General features: G+C 62.3%; 16 protein-coding genes and 2 pseudogenes. 10 read left to right on the plus strand and 8 right to left on the minus strand.

Features of this window, described 5'->3' with window-relative positions; all coding sequences use genetic code 11:
- Positions 1 to 4: 4 nt before the first annotated feature.
- Genes HK436_RS30820 through HK436_RS28565 form a run of 8 tightly spaced genes read left to right on the plus strand, consistent with a single transcriptional unit; the run spans position 5 to position 8,177 of the window.
- Positions 5 to 538, plus strand: a complete 534-nt coding sequence (locus tag HK436_RS30820; RefSeq protein WP_206680643.1) for a biotin carboxylase N-terminal domain-containing protein — start codon at positions 5 to 7, stop codon at positions 536 to 538.
- On the plus strand, positions 457 to 2,019 hold the full coding sequence (locus tag HK436_RS28535; RefSeq protein WP_244649509.1) for an ATP-binding protein: 1,563 nt from the start codon (positions 457 to 459) through the stop codon (positions 2,017 to 2,019). The genes HK436_RS30820 and HK436_RS28535 overlap by 82 nt, the downstream gene beginning before the upstream one ends.
- A complete protein-coding gene (locus tag HK436_RS28540) occupies positions 2,016 to 2,975 on the plus strand; it encodes a hydroxymethylglutaryl-CoA lyase (protein ID WP_173194972.1) in 960 nt (319 codons plus the stop codon). The genes HK436_RS28535 and HK436_RS28540 overlap by 4 nt, the downstream gene beginning before the upstream one ends.
- Before the next feature lie 10 nt (positions 2,976 to 2,985).
- Entirely contained in the window at positions 2,986 to 3,900 is a 915-nt protein-coding gene (locus tag HK436_RS28545) for an SDR family NAD(P)-dependent oxidoreductase (protein WP_173194973.1), read from the plus strand.
- A complete protein-coding gene (locus HK436_RS28550; protein WP_173194974.1) occupies positions 3,900 to 4,703 on the plus strand; it encodes a citryl-CoA lyase in 804 nt (267 codons plus the stop codon). Before HK436_RS28545 ends, HK436_RS28550 begins: the two co-directional genes overlap by 1 nt.
- Positions 4,704 to 4,706: 3 nt before the next feature.
- Positions 4,707 to 5,870 (plus strand): acyl-CoA dehydrogenase family protein, encoded by a 1,164-nt coding sequence (locus HK436_RS28555; RefSeq protein ID WP_173194975.1) that lies wholly within the window; start codon positions 4,707 to 4,709, stop codon positions 5,868 to 5,870.
- Positions 5,871 to 5,914: 44 nt separating this feature from the next.
- Positions 5,915 to 6,754: an HTD2 family dehydratase gene (locus HK436_RS28560; RefSeq protein WP_173194976.1), complete on the plus strand. Its 840-nt coding sequence runs from the start codon at positions 5,915 to 5,917 to the stop codon at positions 6,752 to 6,754.
- A 34-nt stretch (positions 6,755 to 6,788) separates the two neighbouring features.
- Positions 6,789 to 8,177, plus strand: a complete 1,389-nt coding sequence (locus HK436_RS28565) for an MmgE/PrpD family protein (RefSeq protein WP_173194977.1) — start codon at positions 6,789 to 6,791, stop codon at positions 8,175 to 8,177.
- 104 nt (positions 8,178 to 8,281) lie between these two features.
- Here the strand turns inward: HK436_RS28565 and HK436_RS28570 are convergent.
- Positions 8,282 to 9,906, minus strand: a pseudogene (locus tag HK436_RS28570) (ISL3 family transposase).
- A gap of 103 nt (positions 9,907 to 10,009) precedes the next feature.
- Between HK436_RS28570 and HK436_RS28575 the strand changes: the two are divergent.
- Positions 10,010 to 10,763 (plus strand): IS5 family transposase gene (locus HK436_RS28575; protein WP_376769229.1). Its coding sequence is split into 2 segments (ribosomal slippage): positions 10,010 to 10,345 and positions 10,347 to 10,763, totalling 753 coding nucleotides; the frame shifts between segments, so codons are not numbered across the junction.
- A gap of 78 nt (positions 10,764 to 10,841) precedes the next feature.
- Positions 10,842 to 11,099, plus strand: coding sequence for a hypothetical protein (locus HK436_RS28580; RefSeq protein ID WP_173194978.1), 258 nt, complete (start codon positions 10,842 to 10,844; stop codon positions 11,097 to 11,099).
- A 351-nt stretch (positions 11,100 to 11,450) separates the two neighbouring features.
- On the opposite strand, the gene HK436_RS34140 is transcribed toward HK436_RS28580, so the two are convergent.
- The 7 genes and pseudogenes from HK436_RS34140 to HK436_RS28605 form a co-directional block, all read right to left on the minus strand.
- Complete coding sequence (locus HK436_RS34140) at positions 11,451 to 11,723, minus strand: hypothetical protein (RefSeq protein ID WP_512770964.1); 273 nt, start codon at positions 11,721 to 11,723, stop codon at positions 11,451 to 11,453.
- Positions 11,605 to 12,120: an IS5 family transposase gene (locus HK436_RS28585; protein ID WP_512770965.1), complete on the minus strand. Its 516-nt coding sequence runs from the start codon at positions 12,118 to 12,120 to the stop codon at positions 11,605 to 11,607. Before HK436_RS28585 ends, HK436_RS34140 begins: the two co-directional genes overlap by 119 nt.
- 475 nt (positions 12,121 to 12,595) lie before the next feature.
- Positions 12,596 to 13,016: pseudogene (locus HK436_RS32045) on the minus strand (IS66 family transposase); the annotation flags it as partial.
- A 90-nt stretch (positions 13,017 to 13,106) separates the two neighbouring features.
- Positions 13,107 to 13,757 carry a hypothetical protein gene (locus HK436_RS28590; protein WP_173194979.1) on the minus strand — a complete coding sequence of 217 codons (651 nt, stop codon included), beginning with the start codon at positions 13,755 to 13,757 and terminating at the stop codon, positions 13,107 to 13,109.
- A gap of 363 nt (positions 13,758 to 14,120) precedes the next feature.
- Complete coding sequence (locus tag HK436_RS28595; protein ID WP_173194980.1) at positions 14,121 to 15,290, minus strand: ABC transporter permease; 1,170 nt, start codon at positions 15,288 to 15,290, stop codon at positions 14,121 to 14,123.
- Positions 15,287 to 16,264, minus strand: coding sequence for an ABC transporter ATP-binding protein (locus tag HK436_RS28600; RefSeq protein WP_173194981.1), 978 nt, complete (start codon positions 16,262 to 16,264; stop codon positions 15,287 to 15,289). The genes HK436_RS28595 and HK436_RS28600 overlap by 4 nt, the downstream gene beginning before the upstream one ends.
- 2 nt (positions 16,265 to 16,266) lie before the next feature.
- Positions 16,267 to 16,626, minus strand: a complete 360-nt coding sequence (locus tag HK436_RS28605) for an HlyD family efflux transporter periplasmic adaptor subunit (RefSeq protein ID WP_173194982.1) — start codon at positions 16,624 to 16,626, stop codon at positions 16,267 to 16,269.
- Positions 16,627 to 17,245 lie beyond the last annotated feature (619 nt).

Genomic DNA, 17,245 nt, shown 5'->3' on the forward strand with positions numbered 1-17,245 from the left:
CACAGTGAAGATCAAGACGGTTCTCATCGCCAACCGCGGCGAAATCGCCTGCCGGATCGCCCGCACGGCGCGGACACGGGGCGTCCGGCCTGTCGCCGTACATTCCGAAGCCGACGTCAACGCGCTCCACGTGCGCGAGATCGGCCACTCGATCTGCATCGGCGGCGGGCCGGCCTCGGAAAGCTATCTGCGCATCGATGCCGTGCTGGCCGCGGCGAAGGCCGCCGGGGCCGACGCCGTCCATCCCGGCTACGGTTTCCTCGCCGAGAACCCCGAATTCGCCCGCGCGGTCGAGGCCGCCGGTCTGATCTTCATGGGACCGACGCCGGAAACCCTGGAACGGTTCGGCGACAAGGCCAGCGCCAAGGATGCCGCCATCGCGGCCGGCCTGCCGGTGATCTCGGCGCCGCGGGCGCCCTGTCCGATCCCGATCAAATCGCCGCCGAAGTGCGCCGGATGGGCCTGCCCGTGCTGCTCAAGGCTGTGGGCGGCGGCGGCGGACGTGGACAGCGGCTGGTGGCAGACGAAAAGACCCTGATGGCCGACATCGAGGGCGCGCTGCGCGAAGCGAAGTCCACCTTCGGCTCGGAAGGTCTCCTGCTGGAACGGTTCCTGCCCGAGGCCCGCCATGTGGAGGTGCAGATCGCCGGCGATGGCAAGGGTCTCGTCGTGCATCTTTTCGAGCGCGACTGCACGCTGCAGCGCCGTCACCAAAAGGTGATCGAGGAAGCTCCCGCCTGGGGCCTGCCCCGCGACCTGCTCGAACGGATCGCCCAGGACTCCGTGCGGCTGGGGGAGACGCTCGACTACCGCGGGCTCGGCACGGTGGAGTTCCTGGTCTCGGGCGAGGAATACTTTTTCCTCGAGGTGAACCCGCGCATCCAGGTGGAACATCCCGTGACCGAGGCGATCACCGGGCTCGACCTCGTGGCACTGCAACTGCGTATTGCCGAGGGTGCGGGGCTTGGCTTGAAGCAAGGCGATCTGACGATTGACGGTCACGCCATCGAGGCACGGCTCTATGCCGAGGACCCGGCGATGCAGTTCGCTCCTTCCACCGGCACGCTGACCACGCTGAGCCTGCCCGATGGTCTCCGCATCGACAGCGGCGTCGAGGCAGGCGATGCCGTGACCCCCTATTACGATCCGATGATCGCCAAGCTGATCATCCACGCGCCCGACCGCGAGACGGCGCTGGCGCGGCTCGCGCTGGCGCTGGATCATGTCGCGGTCGAAGGCGTCGAGACCAATCGCGCCTTCCTCGCCGCGCTCGCCCGCGACGCCGAATTCGAGAAAATGAACGTCCATACCCGCTGGATCGACGAGCGGCTGGACGATCTGACTGCGGCGGCGAAAGTGCCGGGCATCCGGCTCTGGAAGGCCATGGCAGCCGTACTCTTCGTCACCCGCGGGCGATCAGACGACGCCGCCGAACCGTGGTCGAACCGCGACCTCTTCACCAACTGGCGGCTCGGCCTTGGCGGCGACGCGATGGAGGCGGGCCAGCGCGTGATGCTGACCGACGCAGCGGGAAGCGTCGAGGAGCTCTGCGTGGGCCCGGTACGCTCCGGCGACACCTACACGGTCTATGGCAGTGATGGTGCCGCCCTCACTTTCTCCTGCCGTGAGATCGCGCCGGGCCGGTGGCGCGTGGCGCAGGGCGAGACGGTAGACGTGGCAACCGCGCGCCTTCATGCCGGGGTGATCGAGATCGACGCCGGGCCGGGCCGGCTTGTCTTCCGCCCGGCACCACCCTTGGCCTCGGCCGCTGGCGAAAGCGCTGCCGAACGGACCGTTGCCTCGCCGCTAACCGGAATGATCGTCGACGTCAAAGTGTCCGAGGGCGATGCGGTAGCGGAAGGCGATGTCGTAGCGGTCCTGGAGTCAATGAAGCTCGAGATCTCCATCAAGGCATCTGCCTCCGGCATCGCCGCGAATATTGCGGCCTCCAAAGGCATGATGGTGGATCGCGGCCAGACGATCGCCGAGATCATACCACCCGAAAAGGAACAGGCATGACCGACTTTCCCAAGTTCGTAGAGTTTCGTGAAGAAGGCCCGCGCGAGGGCTTTCAGATCGAAAGCAAGACCTACCCGATCGAACAGCGGATCGAGCTGATCGACATGCTCAGCGATACCGGGCTGAAGCGCATCCAGGTGGGTAGCTTCGTCAGCCCCAGATACGTGCCGCAGATGGCCGACACGGGCGAGCTGTTTCAGCACATCAAGCGCAAGCCCGGTGTGAAATACACCTCGCTTTGGCTGAACGAGAAGGGGTTCCGCAAGGCGTTGACCGCGCATGAAGTCGATATCGACCCGCGTCTTTTGTTCTATCCGTCTGAGGCTTTCGCACAGGCAAACAACAACTGCTCCTCAGCGGAGATGCGCGAGCGGCAACGCGAGTGGGTGCGGCTCTACAAGGAAGCGGGCTACACCGTCGATGCGGCCTATGTGATGACCGCGTTCGGCTGCAATCTCGAAGGTCCCATCCCGCAGGAGCGGGTGCTGGAGGACTTCCGTTTCGTCCTACGCCTTTGCGAGGAAGAGCAGATCCCCGTACCGATTCTCGTGATCGCCGACACGATGGGCTGGGGCAACCCCGAGGCGGTCAAGCGCATGGTCGGCGCCCTGCGCGAGCTTGCGCCCGGGGCGCGCATCGGAATGCATCTTCACGACACGCGCGGGCTGGGCATCGCCAACATCCATGCGGCGTTGTCAATGGGGGTGGACATGTTCGAAAGCTCGGTCGCCGGCCTTGGCGGCTGCCCCTTCGCCGGCCACGGCAACGCCCGCGCCGCGGGCAATGTCTGCACCGAGGACGCGGTTTTTCTGTGCCACGAGCTGGGCATCGAGACGGGCATCGACCTGGACAAGCTGATCGCCGCCGCGGTCAAGGCCGAAGAGATCATCGGCGCGCCCCTGATGGGCCGGGTGATGCATTCCGGCGGACTCGACAAGTTTCGCAAGGCGAAATGAGGAGATTGATATGGGAAAAACGCTGGACGGAAAGGTCGTGCTGGTCACTGGCGCGGGCGGCGGGATCGGCCGCGAGATCGCGCTGATGGCGGCAGCCGAGGGAGCGGCGGTCGTAGTCAACGATTTGGGCGCGTCACTGAAGGGTACTGGCCACACTCTCACTGCTGCGCAAACGGTGGTGGACGAGATCAAGGCCGCCGGTGGCGACGCCATCGCCGATGGCGGCAGCGTAACCGACCCGGACGCGGCCCGGGCCATGGTCGAGGCCGCCGTGAAGGAATTCGGCCGCATCGACGCAGTCGTGAACAATGCCGGAATCCTGCGCGACGGCTTCTTTCACAAGATGAGCCACGAGGACTTCGATGCGGTGGTGAAAGTACACCTCTACGGCGCCTTCAATACCTCGCGCGCCGCGACTGATTATTTCCGCGAGCAGGAAGGCGGCGCGCTGGTGCACATGACCTCGACCTCGGGCCTGATTGGCAATTACGCCCAGGTGAACTATTCGGCGGCCAAACTGGGCATTGCGGCCTTTTCGAGATCCGTCGCGCTCGACCTCAAACGCTGGAACGTGCGGTCCAACTGCATCGCGCCCTTCGCCTGGAGCCGGATGATTTCCTCGATCAAGACCGACACGCCGGAACAGGAGGCGCGGGTCGAGAAGATCAAGAAGATGACGCCCGCCAAGGTCGCGCCGATGGCCTGCTATCTGATGAGCGATCAGGCCGCAGATATCTCGGGCCAGATCTTTGCCGTTCGGATGAACGAGATCTTCCTGATGAGCCAGCCGCGACCGGTGCGTTCGGTGCATTCCGGCGACGGCTGGACCGCCGAAACGATCGCCGAGCATGCCATTCCCGCGCTCAAGTCGCATTTCACGCCGCTCGAAGTTTCAGCGGACGTCTTTTCCTGGGATCCGGTTTGATGAGCAAGCGCAAGCAGAAGATTGCTTCGAATATCGCCTGGAGCACACCCGACAAGATTTGCGTGCGCGGTCTCGACCTGCCGAACGAGATCCTGGGCCACATGAACCTCGGCGATCTGGCGTTTCTGCAGTTGACGGGCCGCAAGGCCATGCCCGAGGAAAGCCGCGTGTTCAACGCCATCGTCATCACGCTGGTCGAACATGGTATCACGCCGTCCGCCCTGGCCGCGCGCATGACCTATATGGGCGCGCCGGAATCGCTTCAGGCCGCAGTCGCGGCGGGGCTCTGCGGGTTGGGCACGGTGTTCGTCGGCTCGATGGAAGGCGCCTCAAAGATGCTGTACGAGGCGCTGCCGCAGGACAAGCTGGGCACCGGCGCAGATCTGGATGCTGTCGCCGCTGAAACGGTTGAAAAATTCCGCGCCCGCAGGGCGATCGTTCCTGGGCTGGGCCATCCGGTGCACAAGCCGGTCGATCCCCGCGCGCCGCGGCTTTTCCAGATTGCGGCCGAGAACGGCAAGTCCGGCGAGTATGTCGCGCTGATCCAGAAAATTCAGGCCGTGGCCGAAGATAAATCAGGCAAGATGCTGCCGATCAACGCCACCGGCGCAATCGGCGCTATCTGCTGCGAGTTCGGCTTCCCATGGAAGATCGTGCGTGGCTTCGGGGTGATGGCGCGCGCGATCGGGCTGGTGGGCCATATCCTCGAGGAGAGCGAAAATCCGATTTCCTACGAAATATGGCAGCGCGCCGAAGAGGAGATCCTCGAGACCAGCGGCCCTGGCGCGCACAGGGCGAGGTGACGGATGCAGACCTCTGCCCCCGAAGCCCATGACGATCTGCGCGCGGCACTGCGCGCGCTCTGCGCGCAATTCCCACCCGAATACCACCGCCAGCATGGTGCGGATGAGACCTACCCCGAAGAGTTCGTTGAGGCGCTGACCCGCGCGGGCTGGCTTGCCGCGATGATCCCCGAGGAATATGGCGGCTCGGGGCTAGGGCTAACCGAGGCCTCGATCATCATGGAGGAGATCAACCGCTCGGGCGGCAATGCCGGCCATTGCCACGGGCAGATGTACAACATGGGCACGCTCCTGCGGCACGGATCGGAGGAGCAGAAGCGGAAATACCTGCCCGGCATCGCCAGCGGCGAACTGCGGCTGCAATCAATGGCCGTGACCGAACCCACCACCGGCACCGATACTACCAAGCTCAAGACCACCGCGGTCAAGACGGGCGACCGCTATGTGGTCAACGGTCAGAAGGTCTGGATCAGCCGAATCCGGCATTCCGACCTAATGATCCTGCTGGCGCGCACGACGCCGATCAATGAGGTCAAGCGCAAGGCGCAGGGCCTGTCGATCTTCATGGTCGATCTGAAAAAGGCGATTGGCAATGGCATGAGAGTAAGCCCGATCGCGAACATGCCGGGGCACGAAACCTACGAGGTTTTCTTCGATGAGCTCGAGATCCCAGAAGAGAACCTGATCGGTGAGGAAGGGCGCGGCTTTTATCATATCCTGGATGGCTTGAATGCTGAGCGCGCCCTGATCGCTGCGGAATGTATCGGCGACGGCTACTGGTTCATTAATAAAGCCCGCGCCTATGCGGGGGAGCGGATCGTGTTCGACCGGCCCATCGGCCAGAACCAGGGAGTGCAGTTCCCAATTGCCAAGGCTTTCGTCAACCTCGAGGCAGCCAATCTGATGCGTTTCGAAGCCTGCCGCCGCTTCGATTCCGGCGGCGATTGCGGGGCGCAGGCCAATATGGCCAAGCTGCTTGCCGCCGATGCGTCCTGGGAGGCGGCTAATGCATGCATCCAGACCCATGGCGGGTTCGGGTTCGCCCGGGAGTACGATGTGGAACGCAAGTTTCGCGAAACCCGTCTGGACCAGGTGGCGCCGATATCGACCAACCTGATCCTGTCCTATGTCGCGGAACACATCCTCGGCATGCCAAGGTCGTTTTGAGGCGCCTCGTGCTGGCGCGGCAATCTGGAACGGGAAGAGCGCGGATGACAACCGAAGTCGACATCGATCATCTGCGAGGCTGGATCGGCACTGAGGAGAGCGCTTCGGAAACCATTAGCGACGTACTGCTGGCACGGTACCGCGCGACCTTGGGCCGGTGGCTCGCGCCCGCCGAGGCAGGGCACGCACCAGTGGGCCTCCACTGGTGCCTCACACTGCCTCCGGCCGATCTCGAGACGCTTGGAGCGGACGGACACCCGGCCCGGGGCGGCTTTATGCCTCCTGTGCCTCTGCCTTCGCGCATGTGGGCCGGCGGCGAGTTGCGGCATCTGAGGCCGCTGCCTGCGCTGGGAACCGTCAAGCGCCGGTCGGTCATCGCCGATGTGACGCTGAAACACGGGCGCAGTGGCCCGCTGGTGTTGGTTGCGGTCAAGCACAAATATGTCGCTGACGGCGAAACCGCGGTTGTCGAGACCCAGAACATTGTTTATCGGGCAAGCACGGTGCCCGGGCCCGCGCCCGCTGTTCCGCCCGAGGCGGCGAAGCGCGTGCAGGAGGTCCTGACGCCCGATCCCGTTTTGCTGTTCCGCTATTCAGCAATGACGTTCAACGGCCATCGTATCCACTACGACCGTCCCTATGCCTGCGAAATCGAGGGCTATCCAGACCTGGTTGTTCATGGGCCGCTGCAGGCTACATTACTCATCAATCTGGCCGCGAAGGCATGTGGCCGCATACCGGCAGTTTTCAGCTATCGGGGCTTGGCGCCATGCTATAGCGGCAAGATGTTGATGCTGTGCCAACAGGGGACGCCGACCGAAGGCACGGTGTGGTGCGAGACAGCCGACGGACTGAGAACAATGCAAGGCACATATCAGTCCTGATCGCTTTAACGAACGATCGAATTCACGGGAGAAGATGTTGAGCGGAACGGAGACGAGCCGGAAGCGTTCTGGCGAACATGGCACTGCCGAACTGGCTGAATTCGCGTCAGCGCTGTCCATACGGGATATTCCCGAACATGCCGTCGAACGGTGCGTAGACCTCTTTGTCGATTGGGCCGGATCGGCGCTTTCAGGCGCACGCCATCGGGCGATCCTTGCGGTTGACGATTTCGCCAAGGAAATGGGCCCCAACCATGGCCGGTCAGAAGTGCTCATCTCGGGCCGCATGACCTCACCGCTATTCGCCGCGATGGTTAACGCTGCCGCTTCGCACGTCTCTGAGCAGGACGATGTGCACAATGGTTCAGTGTTCCATCCGGGGGCGGTGGTGTTTCCCGCCGCACTGGCCGTGGCCCAGAATATCGGCGCAAGTGGCCGCGACTTCCTGACGGCATGCGTCGCCGGCTATGAGACAGGCATTCGCGCCGGCGAATATCTGGGCCTTCCGCACTACAAGATCTTTCACACCACGGGAACCGCGGGCACTCTCGCTGCGGCCGCTGCTGCTGGCCGGCTGCTTGGGTTGGGCTCTGAGCAGATGCTCAATGCTTTCGGCTCGGCCGGAACCCAGGCCGCGGGTGTATGGGAGTTTCTCAGAGACGCCGCCGACTCCAAGCAGCTCCACACCGGGAAGGCTGCAGCCAACGGGATGACTGCAGCAAGTCTCGCAGCACGGGGGTTTACCGGCGCACGTCGCATCTTGGAGGGGGAACAAGGCATGGGCGCAGGAATGTCACGAAACTGCGACCCCGCAAAAATCACAGCTGGTCTTGGTGTGAGATGGGCGCTCGCCGAGACCTCCTTTAAGTTTCATGCGTCATGCCGCCACACGCACCCTGCCGCCGACGCTTTGCTAAAAATTCTGCATGAGCACGATCTGCGCGCCGATGATATTCAGCATGTCACCGCTCACGTTCACCAGGCGGCAATCGACGTGCTGGGGTCGGTCGTGCGGCCCGCCACTGTGCATCAGGCGAAATTCTCGATGCCTGCTACGCTGGGGCTCATTGCCGTGCATCGGCGCGCCGGGTTGGACGAATTCGATACGGTCCTGGAGGATGAAGCGGTCCGAGAGCTCATGCGAAGGGTCGACATGATCTTCGACCCGGAAGTGGAGCAGAACTACCCGGCCACCTGGATGGGGAAAGTATCGGTAACGATACGAGGCGGGACGGTTTTGACAGCCCGTGTCGACGAGCCGAAAGGAGACCCCGGTAACACCTTGACGCGCGACGAGATCGAAAAAAAAGCGCGTACTCTAGCACAGTATGGTGGCGCCCTCGATGGCGATGGGTGGACTCGCGTCTCCCGCAAACTTTGGTCGGTTGCTTCACTCGAGGTGATCGGATCGCTGCTTCGCTGATTGACTGCTGTTCTTCTTACTTCGGCACCACTGGATACGAATGTCGAACCCAATCAGACTGTGTTGAAGGTCTGGTGTCGCGTGGCACTTAATTAGGTTCTTCCTCACTTTGTGTGGAGCGGTGGCAGCATTCGTGCCCTCAGCAGTTCAGGACCTGCCCTGCCGTACATTGCGCGCTTGAGTGTCTTGAGGCGGTTGATCTGACCTTCGGCCTGTCCGTTGCTCCAGGGCAGCTCGATGGCGTTGTTTACGGCATCGATGTCTCTGCGCAGGACACGGGCGAACCGCATGATCGGAATGAGATCGGACTCGATCGCATCGTCGATCCACGCATCCAGTGGTGCCGATCTCTTGCCGCGAAGGATGCCGTTGAATCGCATCGCCAAGCGTCGCATCTCGGCGAAAGCCTCAGATCCCTGCTTCAGGGCATCGACCTTCCTTGCCTGTCGAGGCGTCAGCAGGCCTCTTGGCTTTATGCACAGCGCCGCGGCAACAATTGGCGAAATCGCGTGGCCGGTATCCGGATCTCGAACGGGTTCCGAGTTGAGCGCCATGGAAGAAACATCATCGCCGCGCTCTCTTTCGGCCCGTCGCCAGGCTCCCAGCAGGCGCTCCAGATTGGAGAAACTTCCGGTATAACCCCGCTGCTTGACGTCATGAAACAGATGCCGTCCGCAACGGTTCCCGTCCTTCCAACATTGGGCAAGGAAGGCTTCGAAATACCATGGCGAAGTGGGGTTCAGTGCTGCTCGCCGCCTGTCTGGCGGAGCCTTGAACTTGAGCCAATTCGCTACACTGCGACGTTCATATCCGGTCCGACGGGCGATCTCGCTGTACGAAAGCCCTTCGTGGCGCAAGGCGTGGAGCATTTCGAATATCTCTTGACGAGATTGCCGATGTGCGAGGCGCGCGCGCCGGCGATGTGTCGCAGCATCAACAATTGCGTCCTCCGAAAGAATGGCCCTGCCGGTGGCACGCCCAGAAAGGCTCATCTGTTCTTCGATGGCCGAGCGAAGGTTCTGGATCAGATGAAACCGATCGGCGACCTGCTGGGCCTGCGGTGCGCCTTCACGGACGGCCTGCGCATACAGGCCGCAGCGGTCGCGGCTGACGGTCTCGATCGAAGGATGACCCGAAGCCACTTGGCGGCACTATCGACACTGCGGTCGTCCAGTATGTCGATCACCGAGCGGCGCTCAAGATCGACCATGATGGTTCCGTAGCTCGTCGCCCGCCGCCAACTCCAGTCATCGATACCGACCACTCGTATCTCGGAATTGCGTTGAGCACCCGCGGCATCCCGCTTCAACTGCCGCAGGATGGTGTCGTCGCTGACCGGCATGCCGAGTCGCTGCATCAACCGCTCGCCAGGACGGCCACCAGCGCTGTGGCCAAGCAGGCCGACAATCTCAACGACCCTCGTTGTCCGGCGCGCATAAGGAACAGCGACCGACGGCAGACGGTCGGTAAATGTTCGGCGCTCACATTTCCGATTTGCGCATCGCCAGCGGCTCAGCAGGAGCTTCACCGTCACGGACTTGCCCTGGACTGGCAGATCCTGGAGGCTGCGGTTGGAGCAGCCGTGCCTACTTCGACTTCGCCGACCACAATCGGGGCAAATGCCGATCGTGGATCCGGCGGCGGAAACAACCCATCTGTCATCATCAGTGAGCGCGACACCCAGAATTCTAACCCCTGGGCCGGGCGACCATTTCGATTTCCTCTGCATGCCCGCCCATAGCGATATTCTCGCTAGGGTCGAAACCCAATCAGGGTATTGAAGGTCCGTAGCAAATCAGATTCCCTGCCGTCGTTTTGGGATGGAGGCGATGATGAGCAGGCTTTTCTGGCTGGATGACGAGGCCTGGGCGGCGATCGAGCCGCACCTCCCGAAGAACCAGCCCGGTGCGCGCAGGGTCGATGATCGCCGAGTGATCAGCGGCATCCTGCATGTGCTGAAGACTGGCTGCCGTTGGCAGGACTGCCCGGCCGAATACGGCCCGTCCACGACGATCTACAACCGCTTCAATCGCTGGTCCGGCCGGCAGCTCTGGAGCCGAATCTTGGACGCTCTCGTTGCCAAGGGCGTGCTTGCGCTGTCGGCGTCGATCGACTCCAGCTACGTGAAGGCGCATCGCTCGGCCCATGGCGGAAAAGGGGGCGAAGGCGCAAGCCATCGGCCCGTCGCGCGGCGGACAGACCACCAAAATCCATGCAGTGACAGACCTGCTCGGGCGGCCGGCCATTCTGCTGCTGACAGCAGGCAACGTCGCCGATGTCACTATGGCCGGGCCGCTGATGGACGCGGCCGGTCGGGTGCGCTGCCTGATCGCTGACAAGGGCTATGACGCCAACGCGTTGCGCAAACGCCTGCGGGCAGAAGGTGCCGAGGCTGTCATTCCAGGGCGCTCGAACCGGAAGGTGCCGATCGACTACGACAAGGTCCGCTACAAGGGGCGTTGGCGCATCGAGGCAGCCTTCTGCAGGTTGAAGGACTTCCGGCGCGTCGCAACTCGTTACGACAAGCTCGCCCGCAACTTCCTCTCGGCCGTGGCGCTCGCAACCCTCGTCGCGTTCTGGGTCTGAATGAGTCTCGGCCCTAACAGCGGATGAACCACACAAATTGAGGAAGAACCCAGAGGGATCGTCGGTCCGAAATCCGTCGTGTCCACCGAATCGCTCGAACTGGCCCTGGAACTCGTGCGGCGGGATGGCTTCCTCACAAGCCTGCCTCGGCCGCTCCTGCACCTCGACATCAATACCGATTTGTCAGCGCTGAACGTGCGCGGCTACGAGTGGACAATCAGGAGCGGCGTCACCTATCGCAGTTCGATGCGGTCGCTTGCCCCGGTAAGGTCGATACTGCGCATGCTGAGGGAAGATGTTGCTGGACTGGGCTTGGCTAAGCCGGCTGAAGAGTAGTCGCGGTGGCGTTGAGGATGTCGCGTCACGGTTACGATAGGCGATTTCGAGGAAGCCGATTGCGGCGTAGAAACAACCCGGATCCACGTTAGCCAAGCCGCCAAGCTGTCTCACCGGGCGGGACCACCTCTGTTGGATTGTCGGCGAAGCCACGATCAGCCTCAGCCAAACCGCCTTCCTTGTCGGGCTTGTGGCGACTCCGAGACGGCGGGTCGCGGTGGTTGCGCCCTCTGTTGCCTCTAGGGCCGAGACTCATTCAGACCCAGAACGCGACGAGGGTTGCGAGCGCCACGGCCGAGAGGAAGTTGCGGGCGAGCTTGTCGTAACGAGTTGCGACGCGCCGGAAGTCCTTCAACCTGCAGAAGGCTGCCTCGATGCGCCAACGCCCCTTGTAGCGGACCTTGTCGTAGTCGATCGGCACCTTCCGGTTCGAGCGCCCTGGAATGACAGCCTCGGCACCTTCTGCCCGCAGGCGTTTGCGCAACGCGTTGGCGCATAGCCCTTGTCAGCGATCAGGCAGCGCACCCGACCGGCCGCGTCCATCAGCGGCCCGGCCATAGTGACATCGGCGACGTTGCCTGCTGTCAGCAGCAGAATGGCCGGCCGCCCGAGCAGGTCTGTCACTGCATGGATTTTGGTGGTCTGTCCGCCGCGCGACGGGCCGATGGCTTGCGCCTTCGCCCCCTTTTCCGCCATGGGCCGAGCGATGCGCCTTCACGTAGCTGGAGTCGATCGACGCCGACAGCGCAAGCACGCCCTTGGCAACGAGAGCGTCCAAGATTCGGCTCCAGAGCTGCCGGCCGGACCAGCGATTGAAGCGGTTGTAGATCGTCGTGGACGGGCCGTATTCGGCCGGGCAGTCCTGCCAACGGCAGCCAGTCTTCAGCACATGCAGGATGCCGCTGATCACTCGGCGATCATCGACCCTGCGCGCACCGGGCTGGTTCTTCGGGAGGTGCGGCTCGATCGCCGCCCAGGCCTCGTCATCCAGCCAGAAAAGCCTGCTCATCATCGCCTCCATCCCAAAACGACGGCAGGGAATCTGATTTGCTACGGACCTTCAATACCCTGATTGGGTTTCGACCCTAGGTCGTCGAAGAAATCATCAATCCAGCCACGGCATGGCTCTGGGACGTAGCGCCCAAGCAGCCAGAGGCGAGAATCAGCTCGATGCGGGAAGGCCGTTAAGCCGATCCATAGCCGAGCAGCAACAGACGATCCAAGAAAGGTGCACACAAGGATCAACGAGAGGGTGTCGGCAATCTGGCTCGTCGAAGTACAAGACTATGCCCGCGCCTATGGAGGATACCGCCAAGACAATCCAGTCGAAGTAGAGGGCACCGGTTCCGGTTACGGCGACTGAAACCGGAGCGATCACCACCCATCAGGACGCGTGCCGAACCTCATCGGGTCCCGACCGGTCGCCATATTCGGTCTGCCCATGCCCGGCTGTGCGACCGCGGCACGAGCACTTCCTGGCGGCGCTGTTCCCGCTCTACCGTCGCCCAGGTTCGTCCACCACCGTGGCTGCCGGCAAATAGACTATTCGTTCGCGCGATCGTCTGGAGCCTAACTAATTGCACGCTCGACGATGTTGGAGTCGATTTCGATGGCGGCCATCCGCCCGAAAGCGTTCCAGCGCCTCCCGCGGGGGTGAGCGCGCAGCGGATCGCCTCGGCGGTTTTGGATTTCCCCGAGGCCTTACCCAGTTCCGCTTCCCATAGATCGAAGACGCACGCGACAATGGCCACGGACTTTTCCTGACGCAGCGCGGCGCCCAACATCCTTGCCACGAACCATGCCATAGACCTTCCACAATTCGTTCATGGCGATGATCGAATCCGTCGCGGCCTGCGAGACCACGCTGATGTGCAGGTCCTAGAATTTGCGCCGCAGGTGAGCGCGGCACCCGGCGAGCCAGGACTGCCAAGCGACAGTAGTGCCCAATTCTGACTCTCGGCGAGCGGGGCGGCCATCTAACGGGTCAGCCGAACGCCCTTCCTTACTTTAGAAGCGATAGCGAAGGCCGAAGGTGCTCGCGTTGGATCCTTCACCAAAATCGCCAAAAGTCCCGTCAGCGCCTGACCTATGGTGAAGCTGATAGACGAACTCGACATGCGGAGTCTGCCGAAGCTTGAATGCGACCTCGGGCCCGAGGAATCCCAGAAAGCTCGCGTCGCCGTCGTAGTGGATTTCGCGCGCGCGCTCGATCTCCGTCGGTCCGGTAACGACGCTCAAGCCGGCCGTAAACCCCGGCGCGATTGCCAGGTCGCCAATCACCAAGCCGTGGTGGCGGATCCGTAATCCGGCCCAAAGTTCTCCGGTAGTATCGTCATCATCGCCAAAACGGATCGCAGCGCCCGCCACGCCGCCAAGGACAAAACTTGCCCCGAGATCTTCGAAATCGCGGCCGTAGATGCCGCCGATCATGAAATTGTCGGTGTAGTCTGCGTCCCAGAACTGGACGACGCTGCCGAAAGAGCCGCCGGCAAAGACGCCGCCGAAGACATGGATATCGTTCTTCGCTTTTGGCGCTTCAGGGCTGACGAACGGGTCTTGCGTCGCGAGATAGATGAAGGGGGCGTTTTCGCCCGCATGGGCTACGCTCACTGACGCCATCAGCAAGGCTGCAGTGAGTATGGTTTTGATATCGCTCATCGAATTCCGCCCGAATCACACTGCCGATCGGGCAGCAAGTTGACATCTGTATGACCGCGATCACAACCCTATTCTCGCGTGCTCATGATCGAGACAATAATTTCGCAGGGATTATTGACGGCCGAGGCCGGGCGGAAACGGCGCCGAGCATGCCCGTGGCAGTCGGGTTCTTTACCTTAGCCGCCGGGAAAAGCCGCCGAAATTCAGCGGTCTCTTAAGCCGGTGAATGCGGAATGAGGCACCGGTCAGCGCTCGTTGCTCTCAACGCGTGTCCAAGGTCCGAGAACCAGCGTGGTTCGAGGTCTCCGGTCGGCTACGAGCGCCCTCGTTTCCCACCTGCCCAAGGAGAGCGGCGGGTCCCGCTCAGTCCAACGTTTGCCGGAACCGGTTGACAGCCACCGCCATCGCGACCAGCGTGAACAGGCCTAGCGCGCCGACGGGTATTGCCAGATGCGACAGGTCTGCCCCTTTCAACATGATGCCGCGAACGATCCTGAGGTAATGGGTCATTGGCAGCGTCTCGCCAATCCATTGGGCCCAGTCGGGCATGCCATTGAAAGGAAACATGAAGCCCGAGAGCAGTATGTTGGGCAGAAAGAAGAAGAAAGACATCTGGACGGCCTGAAGCTGGTTCGAGGCTAGCGTCGAGAACGTGTAGCCGACGGCAAGATTTGCGATGACGAAGAGCGTCGTGAGCGCCAACAGCAGTGCAAGACTTCCGACGATCGGAACGTCGAACAGCAGCCAGGCCGCCGACAGGATGAGCACCATCTGGAATGCGCCGACAAGAACGTAGGGGGCGATCTTGCCAAGCATGATCTCGACCGGCCTGATCGGCATCGCCAGAAGGCTCTCCATGGTCGAGCGCTCGATCTCGCGCGTGACTGAAAGCGCGGTGAAGATCAGCATCGTCATGGACAGGATCGTGCCCATTAGCCCTGGAACGATATTGAGATGCGTGTCCCCGACCGGATTGTACCGTCGATGAATTCGGATCTCGTAGGGCGGAGGCGTCGAGGCGAGAGACGCGGTTGGTCCGATGAGATCGCGTTCGAAAGCCCGCGCTGCGATCCCTTCCAGAGCCCCGACAGCGTTCACCGTGGCGGAAGGGTCCGTGGCATCGGCGATGACGAGAACCGCGGGACGCTCGCCGCGAACGAGCTGGCGGCCAAAGTCGGATGGTATTTGAACGCCGAACTGAACGGCTCCCGACAGGATCAAGTCGTCGAGTTCGCTTTCACTCGCCACCCTCTCGCGAATGTCGAAATAGCCGGTCGTCCGCATCGCGGCGAGGAAAGACCGTGTGAAGACGCTTTCGTCCTGCGCCAGCACGGCTGTTCGAAGTTCCTTCGGATCGGTGTTGATCGCATAGCCGAAAAGAAGGAGCTGGACCAGGGAGATGAAAATCATCGAAATCAGCGTCACCCGATCACGTCGCAACTGGATGAATTCCTTGACAAGGACCGCCACAAAGCGCCGCCATGCCGCCACCGGTCCTTGCGTGGTTCGCGGATATGTCAGCACCGGGGTCATCTGAAGTTGTCCCGGCCGCGGTCCATCAGGTCGATGAAGACGTCTTCGAGCGTCGGCTGGTCGCGACGCCAACTGTAGCGTTCGTCAGCTCTTGCAGCCTCAGTGGAGCGCATGAGCAGCGCGGGGTCTCGACCGGCCACATGCAGCGCCGAACCGAAGGGCGCGACCATATCGACCCCCGGCCGCCCTCGAAGTGTCTCGGCAAGTTGACGCAAGGCGATACCGGTCACTGTCCAGGTCTCAAGGCCGGACTGCGCGACGACATGCGCAACTGTTCCCGCGGCGAGGAGGCGGCCGTAGGCAATATAGGCAATCTCGTGGCAGCGCTCCGCCTCGTCCATGTAGTGCGTCGACACGAGCACTGTGAGGCCTTCTCCCGCGAGACGATGGATCTCGTCCCAGAAATCGCGCCTCGCCTTCGGATCGACACCAGCCGTTGGTTCGTCCAGAAGAAGAAGTTGCGGACCCGGCAGAATACTGGCGCCAAGCGCGACACGCTGCTTCCAGCCACCTGACAGCTCGCCAGCAAGCTGATGCGCCCGGTTCTCCAGCCCGAGGCGATGCAAGGCATCTCCTGCTGCTCCTCGCGGATCGTCGAGACCGTGAATGCGGGCCACAAATTCGAGGTTCTCGCGGATCGAAAGATCCTCGTAGAGCGAGAAGCGCTGCGTCATGTAGCCGACATGACGCTTGATCTCGTCCGATTGGGTGAGAATGTCGTAGCCCAAGCAGGTCCCACGGCCAGCGTCGGGCGTCAGCAGGCCACAAAGCATGCGTATCGTCGTCGTCTTGCCGCTGCCGTTCGGACCGAGAAATCCGTAGATGAGGCCGCGACGGACTTCCATGCTAAGGTCGGAGACGACGGTTCGGCCGTTGAACGATTTCGTCAGGCCGGAAACTTCGATGGCGATGTCTCCCGCAAACGCACCGGCGGCCTTGATTGGTTGCGCAGGACTGGGCAGCGTGGCACGCATAACTACCTCTTCTCTGCCACGGCATCAGCTGTCGGAACCACAGTTACCGGAAGTCCGACGGGCAGGGCATGCTCGTTGCCGATGAGGCGTGCTTCGACCTTGAAGACCAGTTTGGAACGCTCTTCCTCGCTGAAAATGACCGGCGGCGTGAACTCGGCTTCCCTGGCGATAAAAGTAATGCGGCCTTCGATGTCGGGCGCACATCCGTCACAACTCACCAGGATTGCGCCGCCGAGCGAAAGCGCAGAGAGAGCAGGCTCGGGCACAAAAAAACGAATCCGCAGATTGCCGTCAGGCAAGAGGGCCAGCACAGGGGTACCCGCCGGGACGACCTCACCGGCGCGGTAGAAGACATCTTCCACACGGCCGTCCTCGGGGCCCTGACTTCCGCTTTGGCGAGCCGCTGGTCAGCCTCTGCCAGCGCGGCTTTTGCCGCGTCGACCGCACCTTCGGCCGCGCGAATATCGTTGTCACGGCCACCGAGCCCGGCTGCAACAATCTGCCGCCGAATTTCCTCCTGGGCAGCGCTATTCTGTTGATGTGCCGCTTCTGCCTGCTCGACAAGAGCCTTCGACGCTACCCCCTTGCGGAAGAGTTCGCGCTGACGGTCGAGTTCGATGGCGGAGAGCTGACTTGCCGTTGCGGCGCGGCGCTCCGACGCCCTGAGAACCTCGATCTCTTCAGGCCTCTGTTGGGGAGCCTCGACGTTCCGCAATCTTGCTTGCGCCTCGCGCAAACGAGCTTCTGCCTGCTGAAGTTGTATCTGCTTGAGAGCAGTATCTTGTCTAAACAACGTCTGATTCCGTTGAACGTCATCGCCAGAATCTACGTGAATCCGAAAGATCGTTCCCCCTTCTTCCGCGGAAACATAGATCGTCTGACCCTCGACATAACCTTGGAATCGGGGCAGCGGCGCATCGCTTTTCGGGTTCGTCAGGAAGAGGGCTGGCAACGCCACTCCTGCTGCTATCATCACAAGGC

It is taken from the genome of Neoaquamicrobium sediminum, from assembly GCF_013240295.1.
In the GTDB taxonomy this organism is placed as follows: domain Bacteria; phylum Pseudomonadota; class Alphaproteobacteria; order Rhizobiales; family Rhizobiaceae; genus Aerobium; species Aerobium sediminum.

Bases quoted from the DNA above. Each gene is read 5' to 3' on its own strand.
- HK436_RS28550 (WP_173194974.1), top strand. From the start codon at position 3,900: ATGAGCAAGCGCAAGCAGAAGATTGCTTCGAATATCGCCTGGAGCACA.
- HK436_RS28545 (WP_173194973.1), top strand. From the start codon at position 2,986: ATGGGAAAAACGCTGGACGGAAAGGTCGTGCTGGTCACTGGCGCGGGC.
- HK436_RS28585 (WP_512770965.1), bottom strand. From the start codon at position 12,120: ATGGAGGCGATGATGAGCAGGCTTTTCTGGCTGGATGACGAGGCCTGG.
- HK436_RS28595 (WP_173194980.1), bottom strand. From the start codon at position 15,290: ATGACCCCGGTGCTGACATATCCGCGAACCACGCAAGGACCGGTGGCG.
- HK436_RS28600 (WP_173194981.1), bottom strand. From the start codon at position 16,264: ATGCGTGCCACGCTGCCCAGTCCTGCGCAACCAATCAAGGCCGCCGGT.
- HK436_RS28540 (WP_173194972.1), top strand. From the start codon at position 2,016: ATGACCGACTTTCCCAAGTTCGTAGAGTTTCGTGAAGAAGGCCCGCGC.
- HK436_RS28555 (WP_173194975.1), top strand. From the start codon at position 4,707: ATGCAGACCTCTGCCCCCGAAGCCCATGACGATCTGCGCGCGGCACTG.
- HK436_RS28565 (WP_173194977.1), top strand. From the start codon at position 6,789: ATGTTGAGCGGAACGGAGACGAGCCGGAAGCGTTCTGGCGAACATGGC.
- HK436_RS28590 (WP_173194979.1), bottom strand. From the start codon at position 13,757: ATGAGCGATATCAAAACCATACTCACTGCAGCCTTGCTGATGGCGTCA.
- HK436_RS28560 (WP_173194976.1), top strand. From the start codon at position 5,915: ATGACAACCGAAGTCGACATCGATCATCTGCGAGGCTGGATCGGCACT.
- HK436_RS28535 (WP_244649509.1), top strand. From the start codon at position 457: ATGGGCCTGCCCGTGCTGCTCAAGGCTGTGGGCGGCGGCGGCGGACGT.